Raw genomic sequence first — 22,256 nt, forward strand, 5'->3', positions numbered from 1 at the left:
CCCCGCCTGCGGTGCCGTGGCAGGAGCAGCCTGTGTTACAGGGGCCGTGGCCGGGGTTGCGGTTTTTGCTGCGGGCGCGTTGCTGACCGGGCGGGAAAGATCGCTCTGCCAGTTCCAGTCCTGCGCATGGGCTGCCAGCCCGCCCAGTGTGGCGTTTGCGGCCATAAGCCTGTCAGGGCCGCCGCCGATGCCAGATACCGTTTTACACCCATGACATTATGCCTTTTATACGCGCCTTGCGGGACTGTCCCTTACGGGGCCGTTGCCCCGAAAAACCGTGGCTGTGTCTAGCATGGCGGCATGGTGAGCGTCCATTCGGCGGACTTTAAATTCCCTTTACGCTTTAGGGCGGCGGCGTGCGTGCGGCCTCTATGGCCTGTGTTGCAGCCCGAACCTGCATGTCCAGTCCCGGCTGCCCCAGTGCGGCAGATGCCCCGCGCGGATCGCCCCCATAAATACCTTGTGCAGCCGTGGGGGCAGGCCCCGCGCGTAGGGCCTGCTGGCGTACCATGGTGGGGTCAACCGCCAGCATCAGCGCCGTATCGGACAGTTCCGCATGGAGCCCGACTTCTTTTTCATGGCCATTTTTTTTCAGCCAGTCGGCATATTGGTGGGGCAGGACATCGTAATAGGCGCGAACATACAGTGCCTTGGCACCCGTGCCGCGCCATGCGGTGTTGAGCGTATCCGCCGCCTGTTTGAGCTGGGTCTGATAACCCCCATGGTCTCCCAGCAGTACCACAAGGGTAAAGCCCTGCACGCGCAGGCTTTCGGCAGCGGATTGCACGAGTTTTTCAAACACATCCGGGGGTATGCTCAGCGTGCCTGCAAAACGCATGTGGCTGGTGCGGGGTTTTGTACCACCTTCGGGCACATAGGCCATGACCGGGGCGACCAGCGTATTCCCTGCCGCTCGGGCAATACGCTCGGCCTGCGCTAGAACACGCACATTATGTTTGCCAACGGCGATATACGGCCCGCTCTGTTCCGTGCCCCCTACGGGAATGATGACGGTGGTAACGCCACAGGCCAGCCCATCGCGGATTTCTGTCCATGTGCGCTGCTCGAACAGAACCGAGGCGGGTAACTGGCGGCATGCGGAGGCTTCTGCCGCATGGGCCGGGGCGGAGGGCGCGCATGCCACCCCCAGCCCTAAACTCAGCCCGGTCATGAGGCCTAACAGGGTTTTTCCTGCCAGCGGTGTCCTCCGTGCGGGACGGTTCGGGCTGTTTGCATGTCGTGTATTTTTGGCCCGCATGCTGGTGTCAGGCACGGCCTTGCGCCCTCTGGTTACGCTCATATCCGGTGCCTTATCCCTGAGAGCAAAAGCCGGTTGTATCCTTGCCCCGGCAGTAGGCGGTTCCTGACGGAGCAGGTCGGTGGGGCAGGTTGGCCCCGGAGGGGGCAAGCCGTGCTCCGGGGCGGCGCGCAGGTGGTGCCGGGCATGGGGTTAGGAGGCTGCTTTCTTGGTGGTTGTTTTGGCAGCCGTCTGGGGGGCAAGGTCCAGCATGGGGGCAAGAAAACGCCCCGTATGGCTCTGGGCGCAGGCGGCAATGGTCTCGGGTGTTCCTTCGACCAGAATACGCCCGCCGCCGCTGCCTCCCTCCGGGCCGACATCAATAATCCAGTCAGCGGTTTTGATAACTTCGAGGTTATGCTCGATCACCACCACCGTATTGCCCTGATCCACCAGCGCGTGCAGCACTTCCAGCAGCTTGCGCACGTCCTCGGTGTGCAGGCCGGTTGTGGGTTCGTCCAGAATATACAGCGTACGGCCCGTGGCCCGGCGTGCCAGTTCCTTGGACAGTTTGACGCGCTGTGCTTCACCGCCTGACAGAGTGGTGGCCTGCTGGCCCAGTGTCAGATAACCCAAGCCGACTTTTTGCAGGATGGCCAGCCGGTCGCGGATGCGTGTCTGCGCGGAAAAGAAGGGGTAGGCTTCATCCACGCTCATGGCCAGCACATCGGCAATGCTTTTGCCCCGGAAGCGGATTTCAAGCGTTTCGCGGTTGTAGCGCGCCCCCTTACAGGTATCGCAGGTTACATACACATCGGGCAGGAAGTGCATTTCAATCTTCAGCAGCCCATCGCCCTGACAGGCCTCGCACCGCCCACCTTTGACGTTGAAGGAGAAGCGCCCCGCCTTGTAGCCGCGCGCCTTGCTTTCGGGCAGTTCGGCAAACCAGTCGCGGATGGGGGTGAACAGGTCGGTATAGGTGGCGGGGTTTGAACGCGGGGTCCGTCCGATGGGGGACTGGTCGATATCAATAATCTTGTCGAGCAGTTCCACCCCCCGGATACGCTGATAGGGTTCGGGCGTGGTGGCCGTGCCCATGAGCTGGCGCGACAGGGCGCGGTACAGCGTATCCAGCACCAGAGTGGATTTGCCCGAGCCCGAAACCCCGGTCACGCAGGTAAAGGTGCCAAGGGGAAAGCTGGCGGTGACATCGCGCAGGTTATGCCCGCTGGCCCCTTCGAGAATGATCTGGCGTTTTTTGTCCACCTTGCGGCGCGTGGTGGGCACATCAATACGCCTGCGCCCGGATAGATAAGCCCCCGTCAGGCTTTCAGGCACGCGGGCGACTTCTTCTGGCGTGCCAGCGGCAATCACCTGCCCGCCATTGAGCCCAGCTCCCGGCCCCATATCCACCAGCCAGTCCGCACTGCGGATGGCGTCTTCATCATGTTCAACCACAATCAGCGTGTTGCCCAGCGCCTTGAGCCGCTGCAACGTGCCCAGAAGGCGCTCGTTATCGCGCTGGTGCAGCCCGATAGAGGCTCATCCAGCACATACAGCACACCTGTCAGCCCCGAGCCGATCTGGCTGGCCAGCCGGATGCGCTGGCTTTCCCCACCGGACAGTGTGGCCGACCCGCGTGAGAGGGTCAGGTAATCCAGCCCCACATCGTCAAGGAACTTCAGCCGCTCCGTGATTTCACGCAGGATGCGCTGCGCAATATCCGCGCGCTGGGGGGTAAGGGTGGGCAGCACGGCGGCAAACCAGTCCAGCGCCTCGCCAATAGGCAGGTCGGATGCCTGCGCGATGGTTGCATTCGCCACCCGCACGGATAGCGCTTCGGGCTTGAGGCGTGCGCCATTGCAGGCATGGCAGGGTTTGTCTGACTGATAGCGCGAGAGTTCCTCGCGCACCCACATGCTGTCAGTGGCGCGCAGGCGTTTTTCAAGGCTTTTCAGCACGCCTTCAAACGGTTTGGTTACGGCGTAAGCCTTGCGGCCTTCGCGGTAGGTGAACACCACGCTCTCATCCACCCCGTCCAGAATACCGGTGCGTGCGGTCTGGGGCAGGTCCTGCCAGGGGGTGTCCATGTCGATGTCAAAATGCGCGGCCAGACTTTCGAGCGTTTGTTCCAGCAGGGGGGATTTGGCATCCTTCCACGGAGCTATGGCTCCCTTGCTGAGCGAAAGCCGTGTATCGGGCACCACCAGTATGGGGTTGAAAAAGGTTTCAGACCCCAGCCCGTCACAGGCGGGGCAGGCCCCCTGTGGTGCGTTGAAGGAGAACAGGCGGGGTTCAATTTCCTCAAGCGTGAACCCGCTGACCGGGCAGGAAAAGCGCGAGGAAAAAACCAGTTTTACGGCGTCTTCTTCATTGCCGTCGCGGCGCACTTCCTCGGCATAAACAATGCCGTCAGACAGGCCGAGCGCTGTTTCCAGACTATCGGCCAGACGGGTCTGTATGCCTTCCTTCACCACCAGCCTGTCCACCACCACTTCCACTGTGTGGCGTAGCTTGCGGTTCAGGCTGGGGACTTCGCCAATATCGTACAGCGTGCCGTCCACCCGCACGCGGGTAAAGCCTTTGCGCTGGAGTTCGGCCAGTTCCTTGCGGTATTCGCCCTTGCGGTCACGGATGACGGGGGCCAGCAGCATCAGGCGCAGGCCCTCGGGGAGAGCCACAACCCGGTCCACCATCTGGCTGATGGTCTGTGCCTCGATAGGTAGGCCCGTTGCGGGGGAATACGGCACACCCGCGCGCGCCCAGAGCAGGCGCATGTAGTCATAGATTTCGGTTACGGTGCCAACCGTGGAGCGCGGGTTTTTGGAGGTGGTTTTCTGCTCGATGGAAATGGCGGGAGAAAGCCCCTCGATGGAATCGACATCGGGCTTGCCCATCAGTTCCAGAAACTGCCGCGCATAGGCGGACAGGCTTTCCACGTAGCGGCGCTGGCCTTCGGCATAGATGGTATCGAACGCCAGAGAGGATTTGCCCGAGCCGGAAAGCCCGGTCATGACAGTCAGCCGGTCGCGTGGGATGTCGATGTCGATATTCTTGAGGTTATGCACCCGCGCGCCGCGCACACGAATGGCCTGCGGTCCCCAGCCCTGCGGCAGGGCCGCCTGTGTGCCTGCGGATGGCACAACTGCTGTCTGTGGTTGTGCGGCGGGCGGCAGCGTGGCCGGGCTGTCCTGGTTTTCCGGTATGTCCTGCTCCGGGGTGGCCCGGGTTTTACGCCGTTTTGGTGACTGTGCCATTGAACGCCCTGCCGCTGTTCCTGTTTTGTCCTAGTATGGGGCCAGAATGGCGTTGCGCGCAATCCTTCCCCGCCCGATACCCCTGAGCCCTTGCCCTGTGGGGCAAGATTGCCCATCTAGGACAGCAAGAACAGACACGCCACGGCGCGCCGTGGCCAGAGCAGGGAACAGAACCGATGGAACAGCTGATTGGCCAGCCGGATACGGCAGGCGCACAGGCGGATCTGATTAAGGACGGCACGCAGGACAGCTTTATCAACGATGTGATTGAGGCCAGCCGCTCCGTTCCGGTTCTGGTGGATTTCTGGGCGGACTGGTGCGGGCCGTGCAAGCAGCTTGCCCCCGTGCTGGAAAAAGTCGTGCGTGCGGCCAAGGGCAAGGTGCGGCTGGTCAAGGTCGATATCGAGGCCAACCGTGCGCTGGCTGCCCAGCTTGCGCAGGTGGGGCTGCCGCTCCAGTCCATTCCGCTGGTGGCGGCGTTCTGGAAAGGCCAGATCCTTGACGTGTTTCAGGGGGCCCTGCCCGAAAGCGGCGTGAAAAAATTTGTCGAGACGGTGCTCAAGGCCAGTGGTGGTGGCACCCTGCCCGCTACCGAACGCCTGCAGGAAGCCGATACCGCGCTGGAAACCGGCCGGCCGGATGTAGCGGCGGAAATGTATTCCTCGGTTATTGGCGAGGAAGAGGAAAACCCCCGCGCATGGGGTGGCTGGTGCGCGCCATGCTGGCGCTGGATGATGAGGAATCCGCCGCCGCTGCTCTTGCAGACGTGCCGGAAAAAATTACCAACGCCCCCGACGTGGCCGGCGCGCGCGCAGCCCTTGAACTCAAGCGTGAGGGACGGCAGGCGGCTGAAGCCATGGAAGGCATTCAGGCGCGCCTTGCTGCCAACCCCGAAGATTTTGAGGCCCGTTGCGAACTGGCTACGGCCCTGAACGCCGCAGGCCGGAGGGAGGAAGCCGCCGCCGAACTGCTGCATGTCATCCGTGCGGACCGGGGCTGGAAAGAGGGTGCCGCCCGCCAGCAGCTTCTGCGGTTTTTCGAGGCGTGGGGGCATGATGACCCCGATACGCTGGCGGCCCGCCGTCGCCTGTCGTCGCTGCTGTTCTCGTAACCCATGGGCACGCGCGTTTCTCCTTTCGCGGAAGATGATATTCCCCGGCGGATTCCGCGCGTACAGGATATGACGCTGGCGGACATGCCGCCGGAGGTGGGGCTGTTTCCGCTTTCGGGGGTGTTGCTCTTTCCACGCGGGCGGCTGCCGCTGAACGTGTTCGAGCCGCGCTATGTGGCGCTGGTGGAAGATGCACTGGCTACCAACCGCCTGCTGGGGCTGATCCAGCCCCGCTGGCGTGAGGAAGATGACGAGGAAAATCTGGCCCCACCTCTATATGGTGTGGGCACGCTGGGGCGTATTTCCTCCTTTACCGAGCGGCTGATGGCACCTACGCCATTACCCTGTCGGGGGTTACCCGCTTTCGGCTCCTGCGTGAGACCACGCCGCGGCGGGGCTACCGCATCGGGCGGATCGATGCCTCCACCTTTGCGGGGGATCTGAACGAAATCCCCTCCGAACCGTTTGACCGCACCCACCTGCTAGACTCCATGCGCCGCTATTTCCAGCGCAAGGGCCTGGATGCCCGCTGGTCACTCATAGAACAGATGGATGACAGCATGCTGCTGGTCACCCTGCCCATGATCTGTCCTTTCCCTCCGGCGGAAAAACAGGCATTGCTTGATGCGGCAAGCCTGACCGAACGCGTGCGGGTGCTGCAGACACTGCTGGATATGGCCGGGCCGGAACACGAAGGTCCGCCATCCTGAAGGGGCGGCACATCACGGGCAACGGGTCTGTGCTGGCAAGAAACATGTGGGGAAAGCTGTCCATGTCCGATACCGCAACCGCAACCGCGCCCATCGATGCGCGCCTGCTGTCCGTGCTGGTGTGCCCTGTTACCAAGGGGCCGCTGACCTATAACGCCGCCACGGGCGAACTTATTAGCGAAAAGGCGGGGCTGGCTTTTCCCATCCGTGATGGCATTCCCGTGATGCTGCCCGATGAGGCGCGCCGGATCGAAGGCTGAGTTTTCGGTTTTCTGGTTTTTCTTTCGTCGCGGGCGATACGCATGGTTCTGGACAGACGGTGTCGCAAGGTTGGCGGTGGCAGGTTCTGGCACACGGCCATGGGCGGTCTGTTGGTGCTGGGGCCTTTGCTTGCCGGGTGCCGTACCCCCATCGAGGGCGATAACATAGACCTGCCTTATGAGCGGCCGGGCCGTTTTCTGCCCGAAGCGGCCGAGGCCGAGGCCCGTGCTGCCCAGCGCGATGTGGAGCGGCAGGAAAAGCTCGAGCAGGAGCGCGACCGTCTGGCCGCGGCATCGGGGCATCCGCGGGTCAAACCGCCGCCGCCCAAGCCTGAGGAACGCTACGAGGTCGTAAACCCGGATGCAGGTGGCACCGCCGGCCCATGCGCTTGCAGGACGGCCATACCGTTACACCGCAGACACAGGCCATTTACGGCAAGCCCCCCAATACCCTCAACACGACCGACCCCGGCACGTCTTCTTTCAAAGGGACAACGCGCCGGAGTACCCGGTCATCCTCCACGGATTCCAGCGACTGAGGGCACTCCGGGTGGGGCGTTACGCTTCCTGCTCGTGCTCGTTTGCATCCGTTGCCTGACGGCGCAGGATGTTGCTGGCCGCCATGCACAGCGCGCCGGTTGTCATGCCGATGGCGGTTGGCAGCGCGCCATGCTGGGGCATAAGCTACCAGAACGCTACTGAGTGCGCCCAGCGCGAACTGGAGTGTGCCCAGCAGGGCCGAGGCGCTGCCTGCATGCTGCCCATGGCGTGAAAAGGACAGCACCGTGCCGTTGGGGCCGATAAAGCCCAGTGCCGCCGTAATGCTGGTAATCAGCATACAGGTCAGCAGCGGATGGTTTGGCCCCGCCACCCCCATGACCGCCAGCACAACAAACACCCCGCCCAGCAGGCAGGACCACAGAATGGCCGCCTCCAGAATGACCGGCATGGAAATACGGTGAACCAGCCTGCCGTTGATCTGTGTGCCCAGAATAAAGAACGAGGCGTTAACGCCAAAAAATATCCCGAAGGCGGAGGGAGAAAACCCAAGCACCTGCTCGAACAGAACAGGGGCACCGCCCAGATAGGCAAACATGACAAAGCTGGAAAAGCTCGTGATCAGCGCATTGGACAGAAAAACCGGCTCGGCAAGGATAGAGCGGTAGCGGCTTAGAATATCTGATGGTGCAAGCCGGATACGCCGTTCAGGGGCCAGCGTATCGGGCAGCATCACCTGTGTTGCGATAATGGCAAGCGCCGCATAGACCGCCGCCACCCAGAAGATATTGCGCCATGAGCCGAATTTCAGCACCAGGCTGCCAAGGGTTGGCGCCAGTATGGGCATGACGCCGAACACAAGCGTAAGCTGGGCCATGATATGCGCGCCCTTGCGGCCTGTGGCCACATCGCGCACCGAGGCGCGCGGAATAACGGCACTGGCCGATCCGCCAAGCGCGCTTAAAAAGCGGAAAAAGCAGAACAGCTTATAGTCATGCACCAGCGCGCAGCCTGCGCTGGCCAGCCCGAAAATGCCCAGACCAATGATAAGTGGCACCTTGCGGCCAAACCGGTCGGAAAGCGGGCCTTGCGAGAACTGGCCGATGGCCAGTCCCAGAAACCACGCCGCCAGTGTCATCTGGGCTGATCCCGGGCCGTGGGCCATGTCAGAATCAAGCTGCGGGAAGGCGGGCAGGTACATGTCCGTCGCCAGCGGGCCAATGGCGGTAACCAGACCAAGCAGAACGATAAGAGGAAATGTCAGGGTAGGAAGAGGGGGTACGTTTGCGCGCATGTAGGAAACAACAATGGCTGGGGCGGAAAGCGGCACATCTTTCTCCCGGCTGTGCGCTTTGTCCACTGTTCTATGCGGGAGGCGGCTGCGACAAAACTGGTCAGCCAATAGAAAAGGGCGGCCATGAACCATGGCCGCCCTGCCGGTACAACTGCCTGAAACTGGCGGTTATTCGGGCTTGGGAGCATCCTTGCCGGGCGGCGGCGGAGGGGGCGGCGGCGGCATGTCGGGGCGGGCCGCCAGTTCCTTGAGCTGATCGGCTGTCAGCAGATCGTGAATCTGTACGTCAATCTGCAGGTGCTTGAGCACGCGCTGGTTTTCAAGCGAGGCAAGCTGCTGCTCCAGTTCCTGCAACTGGGCCTTGTCCACCGGGCCGGGCGAGGTCAGCAGGGTGCGGATCTGCTTGTGCAGGCCGTGCATCTGCTCCATGGCGGCTTTGGGGTCGGCCGGGCGGTTTGCTTCCATGATGGCATGGAGCTTCTTTTTCTGGTCGGCACTCAGCTTGATGCCGTCAAGATGCATGAACGGGCTGCCGGGGCCACAATGCATGGGGCCGTGGGGGCCATCATGGGGGCCGTGCATCATGTCGTGCATGGGGCCATGCATGGTGTCGGACATGCCTGCTGTTCCGGCGGTAGTGCCGTGCGTGGTGGCGGCTGGCGCGCTGTCCTGCGCATGGGCCAGTGCCGGAACCCCGGCTGCGACCAGCCCTGTCATCAGGGGCAGCGCCAGAAACATTTTTGACATGGTCATGAATATCGCCTTCGCGTCATATATGTCGTTCGCGGGGGGTAAAAACCCCTCGTGCAGGTGCTACCATTGCCTGTTGTTATGTCGGAAAAAAGGCGAACACGGCGGCGGTATCCAGCGCGCTCTTTTCCACAGGCTGTTTTGCTGGTAGGACAGGAGCCACTTCACCTTGCGAGAGTGACGGAACGGTAGACGTAGTCGACTCAAAATCGACCGCCGAAAGGCATAGGGGTTCGAATCCCCTCTCTCGTACCAAATTTTCCTTTCTGTTTGAAATTCGGCCAGACTTATGAACGCGCTTTCTCCCTCCGTGCTGTCCCGTCCATCCGTCCGGCCGCTTAATCCGTGCTTTTCGTCTGGTCCGTGCGCCAAGCGCCCCGGCTGGACTGTGGGCGCGCTGTCTGGCGCTTTGGTGGGCCGTTCGCACCGCTCGCCCGAAGGCCGCGCACGGTTGAACGATGTTATCGTGCGTTCGCGCCGGGTGCTGGGCGTGCCGCAGGACTGGCATGTGGGCATTGTGCCCGCCTCCGATACGGGGGCGATGGAAATGGCGCTGTGGTCGCTGCTGGGTGAACGCCCGGTGGATGTGCTGGCGTTTGAGAGTTTTTCAGCCTGTGGGCGCAGGACATCACGGCCCAGCTCGCGCTTGAAGGCACGCGCGTGCTCAAGGCTGACTATGGCAGCCTGCCCGATCTGGCACAGGTGAACTGGGCGCATGATGTGGTGCTGGCCTGGAACGGCACGACCTCCGGCGTGCGCCTGCCCGGCGCAGAGGCCATCCCCGCCGAGCATGACGGACTTGTGATCTGCGATGCCACATCGGCAGCGTTCGCCATGGACCTGCCATGGGACCGGCTGGATGTGGTGACATGGTCGTGGCAGAAAGCTCTGGGCGGAGAGGCGGCCCATGGCATGATCGCCCTTTCCCCCCGCGCTGTGGCACGTCTTGAAAGCTACAAGGCCCCGCGCGCCCTACCCAAGATTTTCCGCATGACCTCCAAGGGCGCGCTGATCGAGGGTATTTTCCGGGGCGATACCATCAACACTCCGTCCATGCTGTGCGTGGAAGATGCGCTGGACGGGCTGATCTGGGCGGAGTCCATCGGCGGGCTTGAAGCGCTGAAGGCCCGCAGTCAGGCCAGCCTTGCGGTGGTGAGCGAGTGGGTGGAAAAAACCGACTGGGTTGAGTTTCTGGCCCGGAACCCGGCGGAGCGTTCCTCTACGGCTATCTGCCTGCGGATTATCGCACCGTGGTTTACAGCCCTTGATGCCGCAGCGCAGGGCAAGGCGCTCAAAGCCATGCTGGCCCTGCTGGAAACCGAAGGCGTGGGCTTTGACCTTGCCAGCTACCGCGATGCCCCCACGGGCCTGCGGATCTGGGGTGGTGCTACGGTTGAGGCGGCGGATGTCAGCGCGCTGCTGCCTTGGCTGGACTGGGCTTTCGCCCAGATCGCACCGCAGGGCTGAGCGCCGCCAGCCCTCACCTTTTCACGGCTTTTGTCCTGCCAATTCCATTCCTGCGGGGAATGGTCTAGAATCTCGCCCGCAAGAGGCTGGCGCAGGGGTCGGTCGTTACAGACGTTAAAAGGTGAATCATGGGTTATCGGGTCGCTGTTGTAGGCGCAACGGGTGCCGTCGGGCGGAAATTCTCAAGACGCTGGCCGAGCGGGAATTTCCGGTTGATGATATTGTTGCGCTGGCCTCCCCGCGTTCTGCTGGGCGCGAGGTCTCGTTCGGCAACCGCACGCTCAAGGTGCAGAACCTCGAAACCTTTGATTTCACCGGCTGGGATATCGGGCTGTTCTCGCCCGGTGGGTCCGTTTCCGCCAAATATGCGCCTATTGCCGCCAAGGCTGGTTGCGTGGTGATCGACAACACCTCGCATTTCCGCATGGAACCCGATGTGCCGCTGGTGGTGCCGGAAGTGAACCCCAACGCGCTCAAGTCCATCAAGCGCAACATTATCGCCAATCCTAACTGCTCCACCATTCAGATGGTGGTGGCGCTCAAGCCGCTGCATGACCTGTTCACGCTCAAGCGCGTTGTGGTGTCCACCTATCAGGCAGTGTCCGGCGCGGGTAAGGACGGCATGGACGAACTGTTCGCCCAGACACGCGGCACGTTCGTGAATGATCCGCCCAAGGTGGAACAGTTCCAGAAGCAGATCGCGTTCAACTGCATTCCCCAGATCGACCGTTTCATGGATGACGGCGCGACCAAGGAAGAATGAAGATGCGAGTCGAGACCAAGAAAATCCTCGACCCGGAAGTGGAAGTTATCGCCACCTGCGTGCGCGTGCCGGTGTTTATCGGTCATTCCGAGTCCGTTGTGGCCGAGTTTGCCGAGCCGGTAGACCTCGCCCGTGCATACGAAGCCCTGCGTGAGGCTGAAGGCGTGGTGGTGCTCGATAAGCGTGAAGACGGCGGTTACGTCACCCCCATCGAATGTGTTGGTGAGGATGCAACCTATGTCTCGCGCCTGCGTGTGGACCCCACCGTGCCCAACGGTCTGGCGTTCTGGTGCGTGTCTGACAACCTGCGCAAGGGCGCTGCCCTGAATGCCGTGCAGATTGCCGAAACCATGATCGCTCTCGACCTGCTGCCCGTGCATGCCTGATGAGGCCGTGTTGCGGAGTCCGCGTGGCCATTGGCCGCGCGGATGCGCGACATAGGCTTAACAGGCGCACAAACGGGCTGACAGGCTGTGTGGATCACACGGCTGAGTGAGAATCCCGTGCCTCTCGGTCTCGTGTTGAGCGGTTCAATTGACCGCTCCAAGGTGCGGGGCGTAGGACAAAACGATGCAAGCCCGCTGGGCTCCGATCCAGCGGCGGGATAGAGACGGGGTACAGGCACCAATGCAGGATATCCGCAAGGCCCTCTATGTAGGAAGCCGAAGCGACGGAACGCTGATCGAGCGACCTATGTCGCCACATCTGCAAGTCTACCGCTACCGGCTTTCCATGGTTCTTTCCATATCGAACCGGATTACCGGCGTGATCGCTACAGGCGGGGCCGCTCTGGGCGTGTTCTGGCTGGGGGCCGCGGCCAAAGGGCCGAAGGCGTTCAACACGGCGCGCAAGGTTACGGGCAACCCGCTGGGGCAGCTTGTGCTGCTCGGCTGGCTCGGTTCGGTCGTGTACCACACGGTTGGCGGCCTCCGCCATCTGATCTGGGATGCGGGTTACCGCTACGACAAGGAAGAGCTGAACAAGGACGGCCCTGTTGCCGTCAAGGTGACGGCAGGCGTGAGCGCTGTGCTCGGTATTGCCCTGCTGTGTGTCGCTGGCCGCCGCAGGCACGCCCGCGCCAAAGCAGGGAAGGTGTCCTGATATGAATACATCCACGCCTCATATCGAGGTCATGCGCTCGCAGCTTGGCCGCGCGCGCGGCCTTGGGGCCGGTCAGTCCGGCACGGCGCACTGGTGGGCAGAACGCGCTTCCGCCGCATCGCTCCTGCCGCTTTCAACGTGGTTTGTGGTGCAGATGTTCCGTCTTGGCGGGGCTGATCACGCCGAAGTGGCCCGGTGGGGTGCAAAGCCCTGCAACGCCACCATGCTGGCAGCGGTCATTATCACCACCTTCTACCATGCGCAGGTAGGCCTGCAGGTGATCGTGGATGACTACGTGCACGGCAAGGCGCATCTGCCGACCCGTCTCGCGGTCAAGATCATTACATCCCTGCTGGGGCTTTTGGGTGTGTTCGCCGTCATCAAACTGGTGGCTGGCGGCAGTTCGGGCAAATAGCCCGGCCCTTTGCTGCTGCACTGAAATCCTGCGCCGCCCGGCTGTGACAGCCCGGTGCGGCATGAACCTGAACGGACTGACAGGCCTAACGCACATGGGAGCGCCGTCACGATGAATGCCAATTCCTCTCCTTCCAGGGGAGCTTACCGGATTGTTGATCACGCCTATGATGTTGTGGTCGTTGGGGCGGGTGGTTCCGGCCTGCGCGCAACACTGGGCATGGGGGCCGCGGGCCTGAAAACTGCCTGTGTCACCAAGGTTTTTCCCACACGTAGCCATACCGTGGCCGCACAGGGTGGTATTGGTGCCTCTCTGGGCAACATGGCCGAGGATAACTGGCGCTGGCACATGTACGACACCGTAAAGGGGTCGGACTGGCTGGGCGATCAGGACGCCATCGAGTTCATGTGCCGTGAAGCCGTGCCGTCCGTGCAGGAACTCGAACATTTTGGCGTGCCGTTCTCACGCACGGAAGATGGCCGCATTTACCAGCGTCCCTTCGGTGGCCATATGAGCGAATACGGCAAGGCCCCCGTGCCGCGCGCCTGCGCCGCCGCCGACCGCACGGGCCATGCCATTCTGCACACGCTGTACCAGCAGTGCCTCAAGCATAACGTGGAATTCTTTGTCGAATATTTCGGCATTGACCTGATCATGGATGACGAAGGCGCTTGCCGCGGTGTCATGGCATGGTGTCAGGATGACGGCACCATCCATCGCTTCAATGCGAAAATGGTTGTGCTGGCCACGGGTGGTTACGGCCGCGCTTACCAGTCCTGCACCTCCGCCCATACCTGTACGGGCGATGGCAACGGCATGGTCATGCGTGCGGGCCTGCCCACGCAGGATATGGAGTTCGTGCAGTTCCACCCCACGGGTATTTACCCTGCGGGCTGCCTGCTGACCGAAGGCTGCCGTGGTGAAGGCGGTTACCTCACCAACTCCGAGGGCGAGCGTTTCATGGAACGCTATGCCCCCACCGCCAAGGATCTGGCCTCGCGCGATGTTGTGTCCCGCGCGATGACGATCGAAATCAAGGAAGGCCGTGGCTGTGGTCCCAAAAAGGACCATATCATGATGCATCTAGAGCATCTGGGCTCCGACCTGCTGCATGAACGCCTGCCGGGTATTCTGGAGACGTCGCGCATCTTTGCGGGTGTGGACGTGACCAAGGAACCCGTGCCCGTGCTGCCGACCGTGCATTACAACATGGGCGGTATCCCCACCAATATTCATGGTGAGGTCGTGCGCCCCACGGCTGATAACCCCGATGCCGTGGTGCCGGGTCTGATGGCTGTGGGCGAGGCCGCCTGCGTGTCCGTGCATGGGGCGAACCGCCTCGGCACCAACTCGCTGCTGGATCTGATCGTGTTCGGTCGTGCTGCGGCCCGCCGCGCTGCCGAAGTGGTCAAGCCGACCGACTTCACGCGGCCGCTGCCTGCCGGGCTGGTGAGTTCGCGCTCGATCGTCTGGACAAGCTGCGTTACGCCAAGGGCGGCACGCGCGTTGCGGCCATGCGTGAGCGCCTCCAGCGCGACATGCAGACGCATGCAGCCGTGTTCCGCACGCAGGAAAGCCTTCAGGAAGGCGTGGACAAGATTCACGAAATCTGGGGCGGCGTTGGTGATATTTCGGTAGCGGATTCCTCACTGATCTGGAACTCGGATCTGATGGAAGCGCTGGAATTCGAAAACCTGCTGGCCAATGCCACCGCCACGCTGGAAAGCGGTCTGGCGCGGCACGAAAGCCGTGGTGCCCATGCCCGTGACGATTTCCCTGATCGTGATGACAAGGAATGGCTCAAGCATTCCGTGTCCTGGCTGGACGAAAAAGGCGGCGTGAAACTCACATACCGTCCGGTACATATGAAGACCCTGACCGATGAGGTCGAGGTTTTCCCGCCCAAAAAGCGCGTTTACTGATCCGCAGGGCAAAGGGAGGCGAACATGGTCGAACTCAGACTGCCGCGCAACAGCACCGTCGGGACAGGCAAGACCTTTCCCGCACCGGCGGGCGCGAAAAACGTCAAGTCATTCAAGATTTATCGCTGGTCGCCGGATGACGGCAAAAACCCGGTGATCGACACCTATGAACTTGATCTGGATACATTCGGGCCGATGGTGCTCGATGCCATTATCCATATCAAGAACGAGGTGGACCCCACACTGACCTTCCGGCGCTCCTGCCGAGAGGGGATCTGTGGCTCGTGCGCCATGAATATCGATGGCGAAAACACTCTGGCCTGCCTCAAGCCGATCAAGGACATCAAGGGCGATGTGCGGATTTATCCGCTGCCCCATATGCCTATCGTCAAGGATCTGGTGTCCAATCTAGACGGGGCTTACGCACAGCTTCGCTCCATCCAGCCCTGGATGCAGGCTGACAGCGCCCCGCCGCCCGATGGCGAGCGCCGCCAGAGCATTGAGGAACGCAGCAAGCTCGATGGGATGTGGGAATGCATTCTGTGCTTCTGCTGCACCACTTCCTGCCCGTCTTACTGGTGGAATGGCGATAAATATCTGGGCCCGGCCGTGCTGCTGGCCGCCTATCGCTGGATTGCCGATAGCCGCGACGAGAACACCGGCAGCCGACTGGATGCCCTTGACGATACGTTCAAGCTCTATGCCTGCCGCACGATCATGAACTGCACCCAGACCTGCCCCAAAGGCCTGAACCCGGCCAAAGCTATCGGGCGGATCAAGGAATTGCAGCTCGAACGCAAGCTGTAAGAGACAGGGTTTTACCAGCTGCCTCTTGGGCGGATACTATAAAAGACCCGGTGGGGAGCTTCCCCCGCCGGGTCTTTTTTTGTGCCTGTGTTCAGGGCAGGTCATGCCACATGCCACATGCCACATGCCACATGCCACATGCCAAACAGTATTTGTCACAGGGATCGTTGCAGGATTTATTAACCAAAATCTTCTTTTCTATTATCGAGAGAAGGTGCTTGATCTCAAGCACCATGAAACCTCACCGCATAGTTATCTCGCAGATGTTCATGTCTCACGGTCAAGGAAGATGTCGGGTATGCTCTTCACAGAGCCTATGACGTCTACAAGATTGATGGTTGCCTCAGGAATACCCACCATATTCACGGTACAATTGTTAAAAAACACAGCAGGACACTCTATTATGGCTACATTATTAAACTGTACCAATGACGATATTCTCGACATGTTTCCTCGCCTGAGCGACCTTGGTGCTGGTGCGTTTGGGGAAGATGCCGATACTTTTGACGATACACTCAATGAAGTTATCGAGAATGACCCACAAACACGGAATCTGTCATTCAAAACACAAGCGATAAACGAATTAAGGATTTTACTGTCGCATTCTGATGAGGATATCGAGCATGCCAGCCGGATTGTGCTCGGTACTAATCCCATAGTTGAGCCTGAAGAACCATTTGATTGGGGACATTTTCAAAGCTTGCGGGCATTCTGGTCTGCTGTTCTGCATGCTTTTGAAAATGACCCGAGGTGCAGGAAGGCAGAACCTTGCCCCGTGCAGACACAGGAGGATATCTGACAGCATCTGGCCAGCCCTCGTCCTCTAATCACGAGGTGGGGGGCTATACTCTGCAAAGACATGTCTATTTGACAAAAGCTGATATCGAAGAGCGGTTTACGAAAGAAAAGCATTTTGCTGTTTCGCTCTTTCTTTCGAAGGAAGATGCCGAGCGGGCCATTCACAAGATGTTGGTGGATAATTCTGATAAAATTGAAGACTGGCTCGCTCATACAGGGGTAGGAGCCAGGTTGGAGATTGAAGGATATATTTCTGGCAAAGGGGCTGTCGTTATCGAGAGTGTCAATCGGCAACATAAGGCCGCCCGGCGGATACGCGTTACAATTGTCAGTAAAGAGTTAAGAGGGATGGCCTATTACATCCATACGGTCAGACTGTACCAATGACGACATTCTAGCATGTTTTCGTGTCTGGCCGGTTGTGGTGGCAGAATAAGGCCTCTCTATCCAGCAGGAACGATTGACGCGCAGGGCCGGAAATGGAACACCTTGGGCTCGAATACAGGCCTTGGGGCCGTAAGCGGGGGCGGCTTTTGCGTGTTTGATGGTACTCTTTCATCATGGTCTGGGCGGGCGCGGGCATGGAACGACAGTCTTTTTGTCGATCATGCCGTGTTCCGTCTGGCATGGACGAATTTCCATGAAGTGGTGCCGGGCAAGGTCTATCGCTGTAATCACCCCACACCTGCGCGCCTGCGGCGGGCGGCGCGGGTTCTGGGGCTGCGTACACTGGTAAATCTGCGTGGGCACCGCCGTTGCGGGTCGGATGCGCTCTCGCGCGATGCGGCGGGGCGTATTGGCCTTGCGCATGTGGATATGGCGTTTGAAAGCCGTGGCGCACCGCACCGCGATCGTATTCTGCGGTTTGCGGGGTTATACCAGTCCCTCGCCTTTCCCATGCTGATGCATTGCAAGTCCGGCGCGGACAGGGCCGGGCTGGCATCTGGTCTGGTGGTGCTGTTCGAAGGCGGCACGGCGCAGCAGGCGCTGGCACAGCTTTCATGGCGGTACGGGCATTTCAGGCGTTCGCGCACGGGCATACTCGATGCGTTTTTTCTGCGCTATCAGGCCGAGGCGGAAGGGCGTCTGCCGTTTCTGACATGGGTGGAAACGGAATATGACGAGGCACGGCTGAAGCGGGACTTTACAGCCAGTGCCCTGTCTTCGTTCCTGACCGATCAGGTGCTGCGGCGCGAATAGGGGCGTTTTTTACGGTATCAGGTACGGCCAGCGGGGCCAAAGGGTGTGGGCATGGCGCATGATCATCGCACTGTTTCTGTCCAGTCTGGCAGGCATGAGCCCCTGCCGCTGCTTGCTCTGTGCGTAACGCTGCTTTCGTGGTCATGCGGGTATCCGGTTATTCGCATGGCGCTCGAATATTTCTCGCCTGCCGGGCTTTCGGCTTTGCGTTACGCTCTGGCGGCAACGCTTATCATGACATGGGCCGCCTATACGCGCCCTGCCCTGCCCCGGCTGGTTGATCTGCCGCGTTTTATCGTATGCGGCGGAGTAGGGATCGCGCTGTATACAATTCTGTTCAACATGGGCGAGCAGAGTGTTACGGCGGGGGCTGCCAGCCTGCTTATCAATATTTCTCCGTTGCTGACGGCCATTATGGCGGTGGTGTTCATGCGCGAGAAACTGCCGCTTGCGGGTTGGGTGGGCTCGGGCATCAGTTTTCTGGGGGTTGCCATTATTGGGGGCGGGCAGCCGGGGGGCTTTTCCTTTGGTTCGGGGGCGACCTGTATTCTGGCAGCAGCCTTATGCACGGCTCTATATTACGTGCTGCAAAAGCCCCTGATTGCGCGCTATGGCCCCCTGCCGACAACGGCGTGGATATTGCTATGCGGGGCCGTGGCGTTGCTGCCATGGTTGCCGGGGGCCATTACGCAAGCGCAGGGCCATGGCATGGCGCCGTGGATTCTGATGCTGGTGCTGGCTATTTTCCCATCCGTTGTTGGCTATGCGGCATGGGCGCATGTGGTGGGGCGCATGGGTGTCGCGCGTTCGGCAGGGTTTTTGTATCTGGATGCCCCTACGGTGCTGGTCATGGCGTATTTCATGCTGGGCGAGGTGCCAAGCTTACCCACGCTGCTGGGCGGGGCTGTTGTTATGGGGGGCGTGCTGGTGGCGCAACTGTTCAGCCGCATGCCTTCACGCCGTAAAAAACATTCTGCGAACAGCGATATTCCGATCGTGGAAGAACCGTGAGGAAACAAAACCTGCCAAAAATGCCTGAACAGGCTGGTATGGCGGAGCGGCTTTTGCGCAGAGCGCTGCATTGTCGGCTTCTGCCCTTTGCCCTGCGCAGAAAGTTGCTGGGCTGGCTGGTGCCGCATGCTGGTGGGCGAGCGCCGGGTGGATCTTTTCGGGCTGGATTATCTCTGCGCCCCGGCCAATCTGATTGATACATATGTTTATTATACGGGCATGTATGAGCGAAATACGCTGTCATGCCTGCAGTATTGCGTAAAAAATATTCCCGGCCTGTCTGAGCAGGCTTTTATGGATATTGGTGCCAATAGCGGGCTGTTTTCCATTTTGGGAGGCAGGCTGTTTGCTACCGTTCTGGCGTTCGAGCCCTTTCCGGCCATTTTTTCCAGACTGAAAAGTAATGTGGACAGAAATGGTTTTTCAAATGTCCGTCTGTTTTCTTTTGGTTTGGGAGATGAAGAAACGCAGCTCGTATTTATCCCACCAAAAAAAGACAATATGGGAACAGGGCATTTTGTAAGCGAGCCTGCAGAGGCCAGCGGGGTTGTGCTCCCCGTGCGTGTGGGAGATGTGGTAACGGAGGCTGAGGCCGTCACGGTCGGGCTGGTCAAGATTGATGTGGAAGCTTTGAGCCGCATGTACTGCGTGGCCTGCGCCAAACGCTCGAGCGTGATCAGCCCGTCATCATCATGGAACTGAACCGCGATACCAAAAAAAGCTTTGTGAATGAGGAAACATTCATGAACAGCCTACCTCGTGGTTATCGGGTTCTGGCTATTCGTACAAAGGTTGAGGGCTTTGTGCCTGTCGCGTTCGACTGGGCAGGCAAGCAGGAGAATATTCTGGCTGTGCCGCCGCATCTGGCGCGTATCTTTTTTTAGAAGCGGGAGGCTGCTGCCTTCAGGGCGCGTTCTGTGGCGAGATATGCCCTGTCAGAAGGCCTGAGGTAAGAACACCGCCCCACCCAACTGCTCGCTATGGACAGGAGGGGGAGGCGGTGCGGGCCGGGGTCAGACCGGCAGAGTCTTTTCCAGGGTGGTGCTGATGGCGGTCAGGCCGGGCAGAACCTTGCCTTCGAGCCATTCAAGGAATGCACCACCGGCGGTGGAAACATAGGTCATGTCGTGCAGCACACCCGCGTGGCGCAGGGCGGCCACGGTATCGCCACCGCCAGCCACGGTTTTGAGCGTGCCTGCCTGTGTTAGCCGTGCGGCTTCCTGTGCTACGGCGTTCGTGCCCTCGTCGAAGGGGGGCAGTTCAAACACGCCCAGCGGGCCATTCCACACCAGTGTTTTCAGCCCGGCCAGCTTGGCGTTGAGTATCTGCACGCTTTGCGGGCCGACATCGAGTGCCATCCAGCCATCGGGAATTTCAGAAACAGGCACGGTCCGTGTAGGGGCGCCCGCCATGAATTCCTCGGTTACGACCACATCCACCGGCAGAACCAGATCGCAGCCGCGCGCTTGCTTCGGCCATGATCTTGCGTGCGGTGTCGAGCATTTCCTCTTCCTTGAGGGATTTGCCGACATTTACGCCCTGTGCCGCAAGGAACGTGTTGGCCATGGCCCCGCCAATGGCGAGCATGTTCACCTTGGCCAGCATGTTTTCCAGCAGTTCCAGCTTGGTGGAAATCTTGGCGCCACCCACAATGGCCCCTACGGGGCGCTCGGGGTTTTCAAGGGCGGTAAACAGGGCTGCCAGTTCGGCTTCCATCAGGCGGCCACCGAAGGAGGGCAGGTGCCCAGCCACCCCGGCGGTGGAGGCATGCGCGCGGTGTGCGGCAGAGAACGCGTCGTTCACGTACACATCACCCAGTCGGGCGAGTGCGGTGGCCAGATCGGGGTCGTTCTTTTCCTCGCCGGGCTGGAAACGGGTGTTTTCCAGCAGCAGCACCTCGCCATCGCGCAGGGTGCGCGCAGCGGCTTCGGCTTCATCACCAATGCAGTCATGCGCGAAGCTGACAGGCCGCCCCAGTGCCGTGGCCAGTGCCGTGGCAATGGGCTTGAGCGACATGTCAGGCACGACCTTGCCCTTGGGCCGGTCGAAATGGCTGAGCAGAATAACCCGCCCGCCCTTGTCCGCCAGTTCGCGGATTGTGGGCACAATCCGCTCGATGCGGGTCTGATCGCCAACCTGACCGTCCTTCATCGGTACGTTCAGGTCAACGCGCACGAGAATGCGCTTGCCTGCGGGTCAAGCGTATCCAGCGTAGCGAAGGGAAGGGGCGCGGCCATTAGAGCGAACCGAACAGCGCTGCCGTGTCAGACATGCGGTTGGAGAAGCCCCATTCATTGTCATACCAGGAGCACACGCGCACCAGCTTGCCGCCATCGACCAGAGCGGTCTGGGTAGCGTCGAAGGTGGAGGATGCAATGGCGTGGTTGAAGTCGGAGCTGACCAGCGGCGCATCGCAGTAGTCCAGCGCGTTCTTCATGCTACCCGAGTCCACCACGGCTTTGATGGCGGCGTTAACCGCCTCAACGCTGGCAGGTGCGGTCTTGGGCACGAAGTCGAGCGACACGACCGACACATTGGCCGTCGGCACGCGAATGGCGGTGCCATCCAGCTTGCCCTTGAGCTGCGGCAGAACCAGACCCACGGCGCGAGCCGCCCCGGTGGAGGTGGGGATCATGTTCAGCCCGGCAGCGCGGGCGCGGCGCAGGTCCTTGTGCAGGGTGTCCACCGTGCGCTGGTCGCCGGTGTAGGAATGGATGGTCACCATGTAGCCGCGTTCGATCCCGAAGCGTCTTCCAGCACCTTGGCCACGGGGGCAAGGCAGTTGGTGGTGCACGAGGCGTTGGAGATCACTTCCATATCCGCGGTCAGAACGGACTCGTTCACACCGTAGACGATGGTTGCATCCACATCGGTTGCGGGAGCGGAGACGATCACCTTGCGTGCGCCAGCGGCCAGAAGCTGGGCGGCTTTTTCACGCGTGGTGAACAGGCCCGTGCATTCCATGGCCACGTCAATGCCAGCGAAAGGCACCTTGGAGGGGTCGCGCTCGGCGGAAACGGTGATGGGGTCCCATGTGCGGCCATTGGCGGAAATGACCAGCTTGCCGTCCACAACCTTTACATCGGCGGCCAGGCGGCCATGCACGCTGTCATAGCTGAGCAGGTGGGCGTTGTCCTCAACGCTGCCAAGGTCGTTGATGGCTACCGGCACCACATCGGTGCGGCCGCTTTCGATAATGCCGCGCAGGACAAGACGGCCGATCCGGCCAAAGCCATTAATTGCGATTTTAACTGCCATGGGGTGGTTCTCCGTAGTTTTTTTTATGATCTTCTTCTAGGACGGATCGGCCTCGTGGGCTGACCCTTGCTCCGTGGCGGCTACGCCAAGGCGTTCCATAACCCTGCCGCAGACTGCTTTGGCTGTTATACCGAAGCGTTCATACACCGCGTTGGCCGGGGCGGATATGCCAAAATCATCCATTCCGATGAAAATTCCATCAGCTCCCAGCCACCGTTCCCAGCCAAAGCTGCTGGCGGCTTCTATGCCAACACGCAGGGTGGATTGGCCGTGTGCTTCGGTCTCGCCCAGCACGGTGGCGCGGTAGGCTTGGGTCTGGCGGGCAAAGACTTCCCAGCAGCAGATTGACACCACGGCGGCACGCACGCCCTGCCCGGCCAGCAGCCGAGCCGCCGCC

14 protein-coding genes, 1 tRNA gene and 9 pseudogenes are annotated in these 22,256 nt (G+C 60.8%); 17 read left to right on the plus strand and 7 right to left on the minus strand.

Annotated features, from left to right (window positions below):
- Positions 1-343: 343 nt before the first annotated feature.
- Both JCM25143_RS10350 and uvrA read right to left on the minus strand, forming a co-directional pair.
- Positions 344-1,171, minus strand: a complete 828-nt coding sequence (locus tag JCM25143_RS10350; RefSeq protein ID WP_035370987.1) for a creatininase family protein — start codon at positions 1,169-1,171, stop codon at positions 344-346.
- A 279-nt stretch (positions 1,172-1,450) separates the two neighbouring features.
- Positions 1,451-4,494, minus strand: a pseudogene (gene uvrA, locus JCM25143_RS18715) (excinuclease ABC subunit UvrA).
- A 176-nt stretch (positions 4,495-4,670) separates the two neighbouring features.
- On the opposite strand from uvrA, the pseudogene JCM25143_RS18720 reads away from it, so the two are divergent.
- The 4 genes and pseudogenes from JCM25143_RS18720 to JCM25143_RS25415 all read left to right on the plus strand — a co-directional run bounded on the left by JCM25143_RS18720 (position 4,671) and on the right by JCM25143_RS25415 (position 7,114).
- A pseudogene (locus JCM25143_RS18720) lies at positions 4,671-5,605 on the plus strand (tetratricopeptide repeat protein).
- 3 nt (positions 5,606-5,608) lie between these two features.
- Positions 5,609-6,315: pseudogene (locus JCM25143_RS18725) on the plus strand (LON peptidase substrate-binding domain-containing protein).
- Between the two features lie 62 nt (positions 6,316-6,377).
- Positions 6,378-6,575 carry a Trm112 family protein gene (locus tag JCM25143_RS10370; RefSeq protein ID WP_025861085.1) on the plus strand — a complete coding sequence of 66 codons (198 nt, stop codon included), beginning with the start codon at positions 6,378-6,380 and terminating at the stop codon, positions 6,573-6,575.
- A gap of 383 nt (positions 6,576-6,958) precedes the next feature.
- Positions 6,959-7,114 carry a hypothetical protein gene (locus tag JCM25143_RS25415; protein WP_408735035.1) on the plus strand — a complete coding sequence of 52 codons (156 nt, stop codon included), beginning with the start codon at positions 6,959-6,961 and terminating at the stop codon, positions 7,112-7,114.
- A gap of 19 nt (positions 7,115-7,133) precedes the next feature.
- Here JCM25143_RS25415 and JCM25143_RS18730 read toward each other — a convergent pair.
- Both JCM25143_RS18730 and JCM25143_RS10385 read right to left on the minus strand, forming a co-directional pair.
- A pseudogene (locus JCM25143_RS18730) lies at positions 7,134-8,367 on the minus strand (multidrug effflux MFS transporter).
- 168 nt (positions 8,368-8,535) lie between these two features.
- Positions 8,536-9,120 carry a Spy/CpxP family protein refolding chaperone gene (locus tag JCM25143_RS10385; protein WP_051543218.1) on the minus strand — a complete coding sequence of 195 codons (585 nt, stop codon included), beginning with the start codon at positions 9,118-9,120 and terminating at the stop codon, positions 8,536-8,538.
- Positions 9,121-9,288: 168 nt separating this feature from the next.
- On the opposite strand from JCM25143_RS10385, the gene JCM25143_RS10390 reads away from it, so the two are divergent.
- The 13 genes and pseudogenes from JCM25143_RS10390 (at position 9,289) to JCM25143_RS10455 (ending at position 19,485) form a co-directional block, all read left to right on the plus strand.
- Positions 9,289-9,372, plus strand: a tRNA-Leu gene (locus JCM25143_RS10390).
- 34 nt (positions 9,373-9,406) lie between these two features.
- A pseudogene (locus JCM25143_RS18735) lies at positions 9,407-10,584 on the plus strand (phosphoserine transaminase).
- A 128-nt stretch (positions 10,585-10,712) separates the two neighbouring features.
- A pseudogene (locus tag JCM25143_RS18740) lies at positions 10,713-11,733 on the plus strand (aspartate-semialdehyde dehydrogenase).
- A 241-nt stretch (positions 11,734-11,974) separates the two neighbouring features.
- Complete coding sequence (gene sdhC, locus JCM25143_RS10410; RefSeq protein ID WP_025861087.1) at positions 11,975-12,448, plus strand: succinate dehydrogenase, cytochrome b556 subunit; 474 nt, start codon at positions 11,975-11,977, stop codon at positions 12,446-12,448.
- Between the two features lies 1 nt (position 12,449).
- Complete coding sequence (sdhD, locus tag JCM25143_RS10415; protein WP_025861088.1) at positions 12,450-12,863, plus strand: succinate dehydrogenase, hydrophobic membrane anchor protein; 414 nt, start codon at positions 12,450-12,452, stop codon at positions 12,861-12,863.
- Between the two features lie 111 nt (positions 12,864-12,974).
- Positions 12,975-14,785 (plus strand): annotated as a pseudogene (gene sdhA, locus JCM25143_RS18745) (succinate dehydrogenase flavoprotein subunit).
- Positions 14,786-14,809: 24 nt separating this feature from the next.
- On the plus strand, positions 14,810-15,592 hold the full coding sequence (locus JCM25143_RS10425) for a succinate dehydrogenase iron-sulfur subunit (RefSeq protein ID WP_025861089.1): 783 nt from the start codon (positions 14,810-14,812) through the stop codon (positions 15,590-15,592).
- 445 nt (positions 15,593-16,037) lie between these two features.
- Entirely contained in the window at positions 16,038-16,391 is a 354-nt protein-coding gene (locus JCM25143_RS10430) for a hypothetical protein (RefSeq protein ID WP_025861090.1), read from the plus strand.
- A 35-nt stretch (positions 16,392-16,426) separates the two neighbouring features.
- Positions 16,427-16,777, plus strand: coding sequence for an RNase A-like domain-containing protein (locus tag JCM25143_RS10435; RefSeq protein ID WP_051543221.1), 351 nt, complete (start codon positions 16,427-16,429; stop codon positions 16,775-16,777).
- A gap of 150 nt (positions 16,778-16,927) precedes the next feature.
- Positions 16,928-17,590, plus strand: coding sequence for a protein-tyrosine phosphatase family protein (locus tag JCM25143_RS10440; protein WP_025861092.1), 663 nt, complete (start codon positions 16,928-16,930; stop codon positions 17,588-17,590).
- A 51-nt stretch (positions 17,591-17,641) separates the two neighbouring features.
- Complete coding sequence (locus JCM25143_RS10445) at positions 17,642-18,601, plus strand: DMT family transporter (RefSeq protein WP_025861093.1); 960 nt, start codon at positions 17,642-17,644, stop codon at positions 18,599-18,601.
- 126 nt (positions 18,602-18,727) lie between these two features.
- Entirely contained in the window at positions 18,728-19,303 is a 576-nt protein-coding gene (locus JCM25143_RS10450) for an FkbM family methyltransferase (RefSeq protein ID WP_025861094.1), read from the plus strand.
- Positions 19,294-19,485 carry a hypothetical protein gene (locus JCM25143_RS10455; protein ID WP_025861095.1) on the plus strand — a complete coding sequence of 64 codons (192 nt, stop codon included), beginning with the start codon at positions 19,294-19,296 and terminating at the stop codon, positions 19,483-19,485. Before JCM25143_RS10450 ends, JCM25143_RS10455 begins: the two co-directional genes overlap by 10 nt.
- Positions 19,486-19,614: 129 nt before the next feature.
- Here JCM25143_RS10455 and JCM25143_RS18750 read toward each other — a convergent pair.
- From JCM25143_RS18750 to JCM25143_RS22365, 3 genes and pseudogenes are all read right to left on the minus strand, one after another.
- Positions 19,615-20,838, minus strand: a pseudogene (locus tag JCM25143_RS18750) (phosphoglycerate kinase).
- Positions 20,838-21,859 (minus strand): annotated as a pseudogene (gene gap / locus JCM25143_RS18755) (type I glyceraldehyde-3-phosphate dehydrogenase). The pseudogenes JCM25143_RS18750 and gap overlap by 1 nt, the downstream one beginning before the upstream one ends.
- 36 nt (positions 21,860-21,895) lie before the next feature.
- Positions 21,896-22,256: transketolase-like TK C-terminal-containing protein (locus JCM25143_RS22365; protein ID WP_035370985.1), on the minus strand; the 361-nt coding region annotated here is incomplete at its 5' end.

This window comes from Acetobacter papayae JCM 25143, assembly GCF_000613285.1.
Classification (GTDB): domain Bacteria; phylum Pseudomonadota; class Alphaproteobacteria; order Acetobacterales; family Acetobacteraceae; genus Acetobacter; species Acetobacter papayae.

What these genes read in the sequence shown, in the direction of transcription:
- JCM25143_RS10350 (WP_035370987.1), bottom strand. Translation starts at nt 1,171, where the DNA reads ATGACCGGGCTGAGTTTAGGGCTGGGGGTGGCATGCGCGCCCTCCGCC.
- JCM25143_RS10370 (WP_025861085.1), top strand. Translation starts at nt 6,378, where the DNA reads ATGTCCGATACCGCAACCGCAACCGCGCCCATCGATGCGCGCCTGCTG.
- JCM25143_RS25415 (WP_408735035.1), top strand. Translation starts at nt 6,959, where the DNA reads ATGCGCTTGCAGGACGGCCATACCGTTACACCGCAGACACAGGCCATT.
- JCM25143_RS10385 (WP_051543218.1), bottom strand. Translation starts at nt 9,120, where the DNA reads ATGACCATGTCAAAAATGTTTCTGGCGCTGCCCCTGATGACAGGGCTG.
- sdhC (WP_025861087.1), top strand. Translation starts at nt 11,975, where the DNA reads ATGCAGGATATCCGCAAGGCCCTCTATGTAGGAAGCCGAAGCGACGGA.
- sdhD (WP_025861088.1), top strand. Translation starts at nt 12,450, where the DNA reads ATGAATACATCCACGCCTCATATCGAGGTCATGCGCTCGCAGCTTGGC.
- JCM25143_RS10425 (WP_025861089.1), top strand. Translation starts at nt 14,810, where the DNA reads ATGGTCGAACTCAGACTGCCGCGCAACAGCACCGTCGGGACAGGCAAG.
- JCM25143_RS10430 (WP_025861090.1), top strand. Translation starts at nt 16,038, where the DNA reads ATGTTTCCTCGCCTGAGCGACCTTGGTGCTGGTGCGTTTGGGGAAGAT.
- JCM25143_RS10445 (WP_025861093.1), top strand. Translation starts at nt 17,642, where the DNA reads ATGGCGCATGATCATCGCACTGTTTCTGTCCAGTCTGGCAGGCATGAG.
- JCM25143_RS10450 (WP_025861094.1), top strand. Translation starts at nt 18,728, where the DNA reads ATGCTGGTGGGCGAGCGCCGGGTGGATCTTTTCGGGCTGGATTATCTC.
- JCM25143_RS10455 (WP_025861095.1), top strand. Translation starts at nt 19,294, where the DNA reads ATGGAACTGAACCGCGATACCAAAAAAAGCTTTGTGAATGAGGAAACA.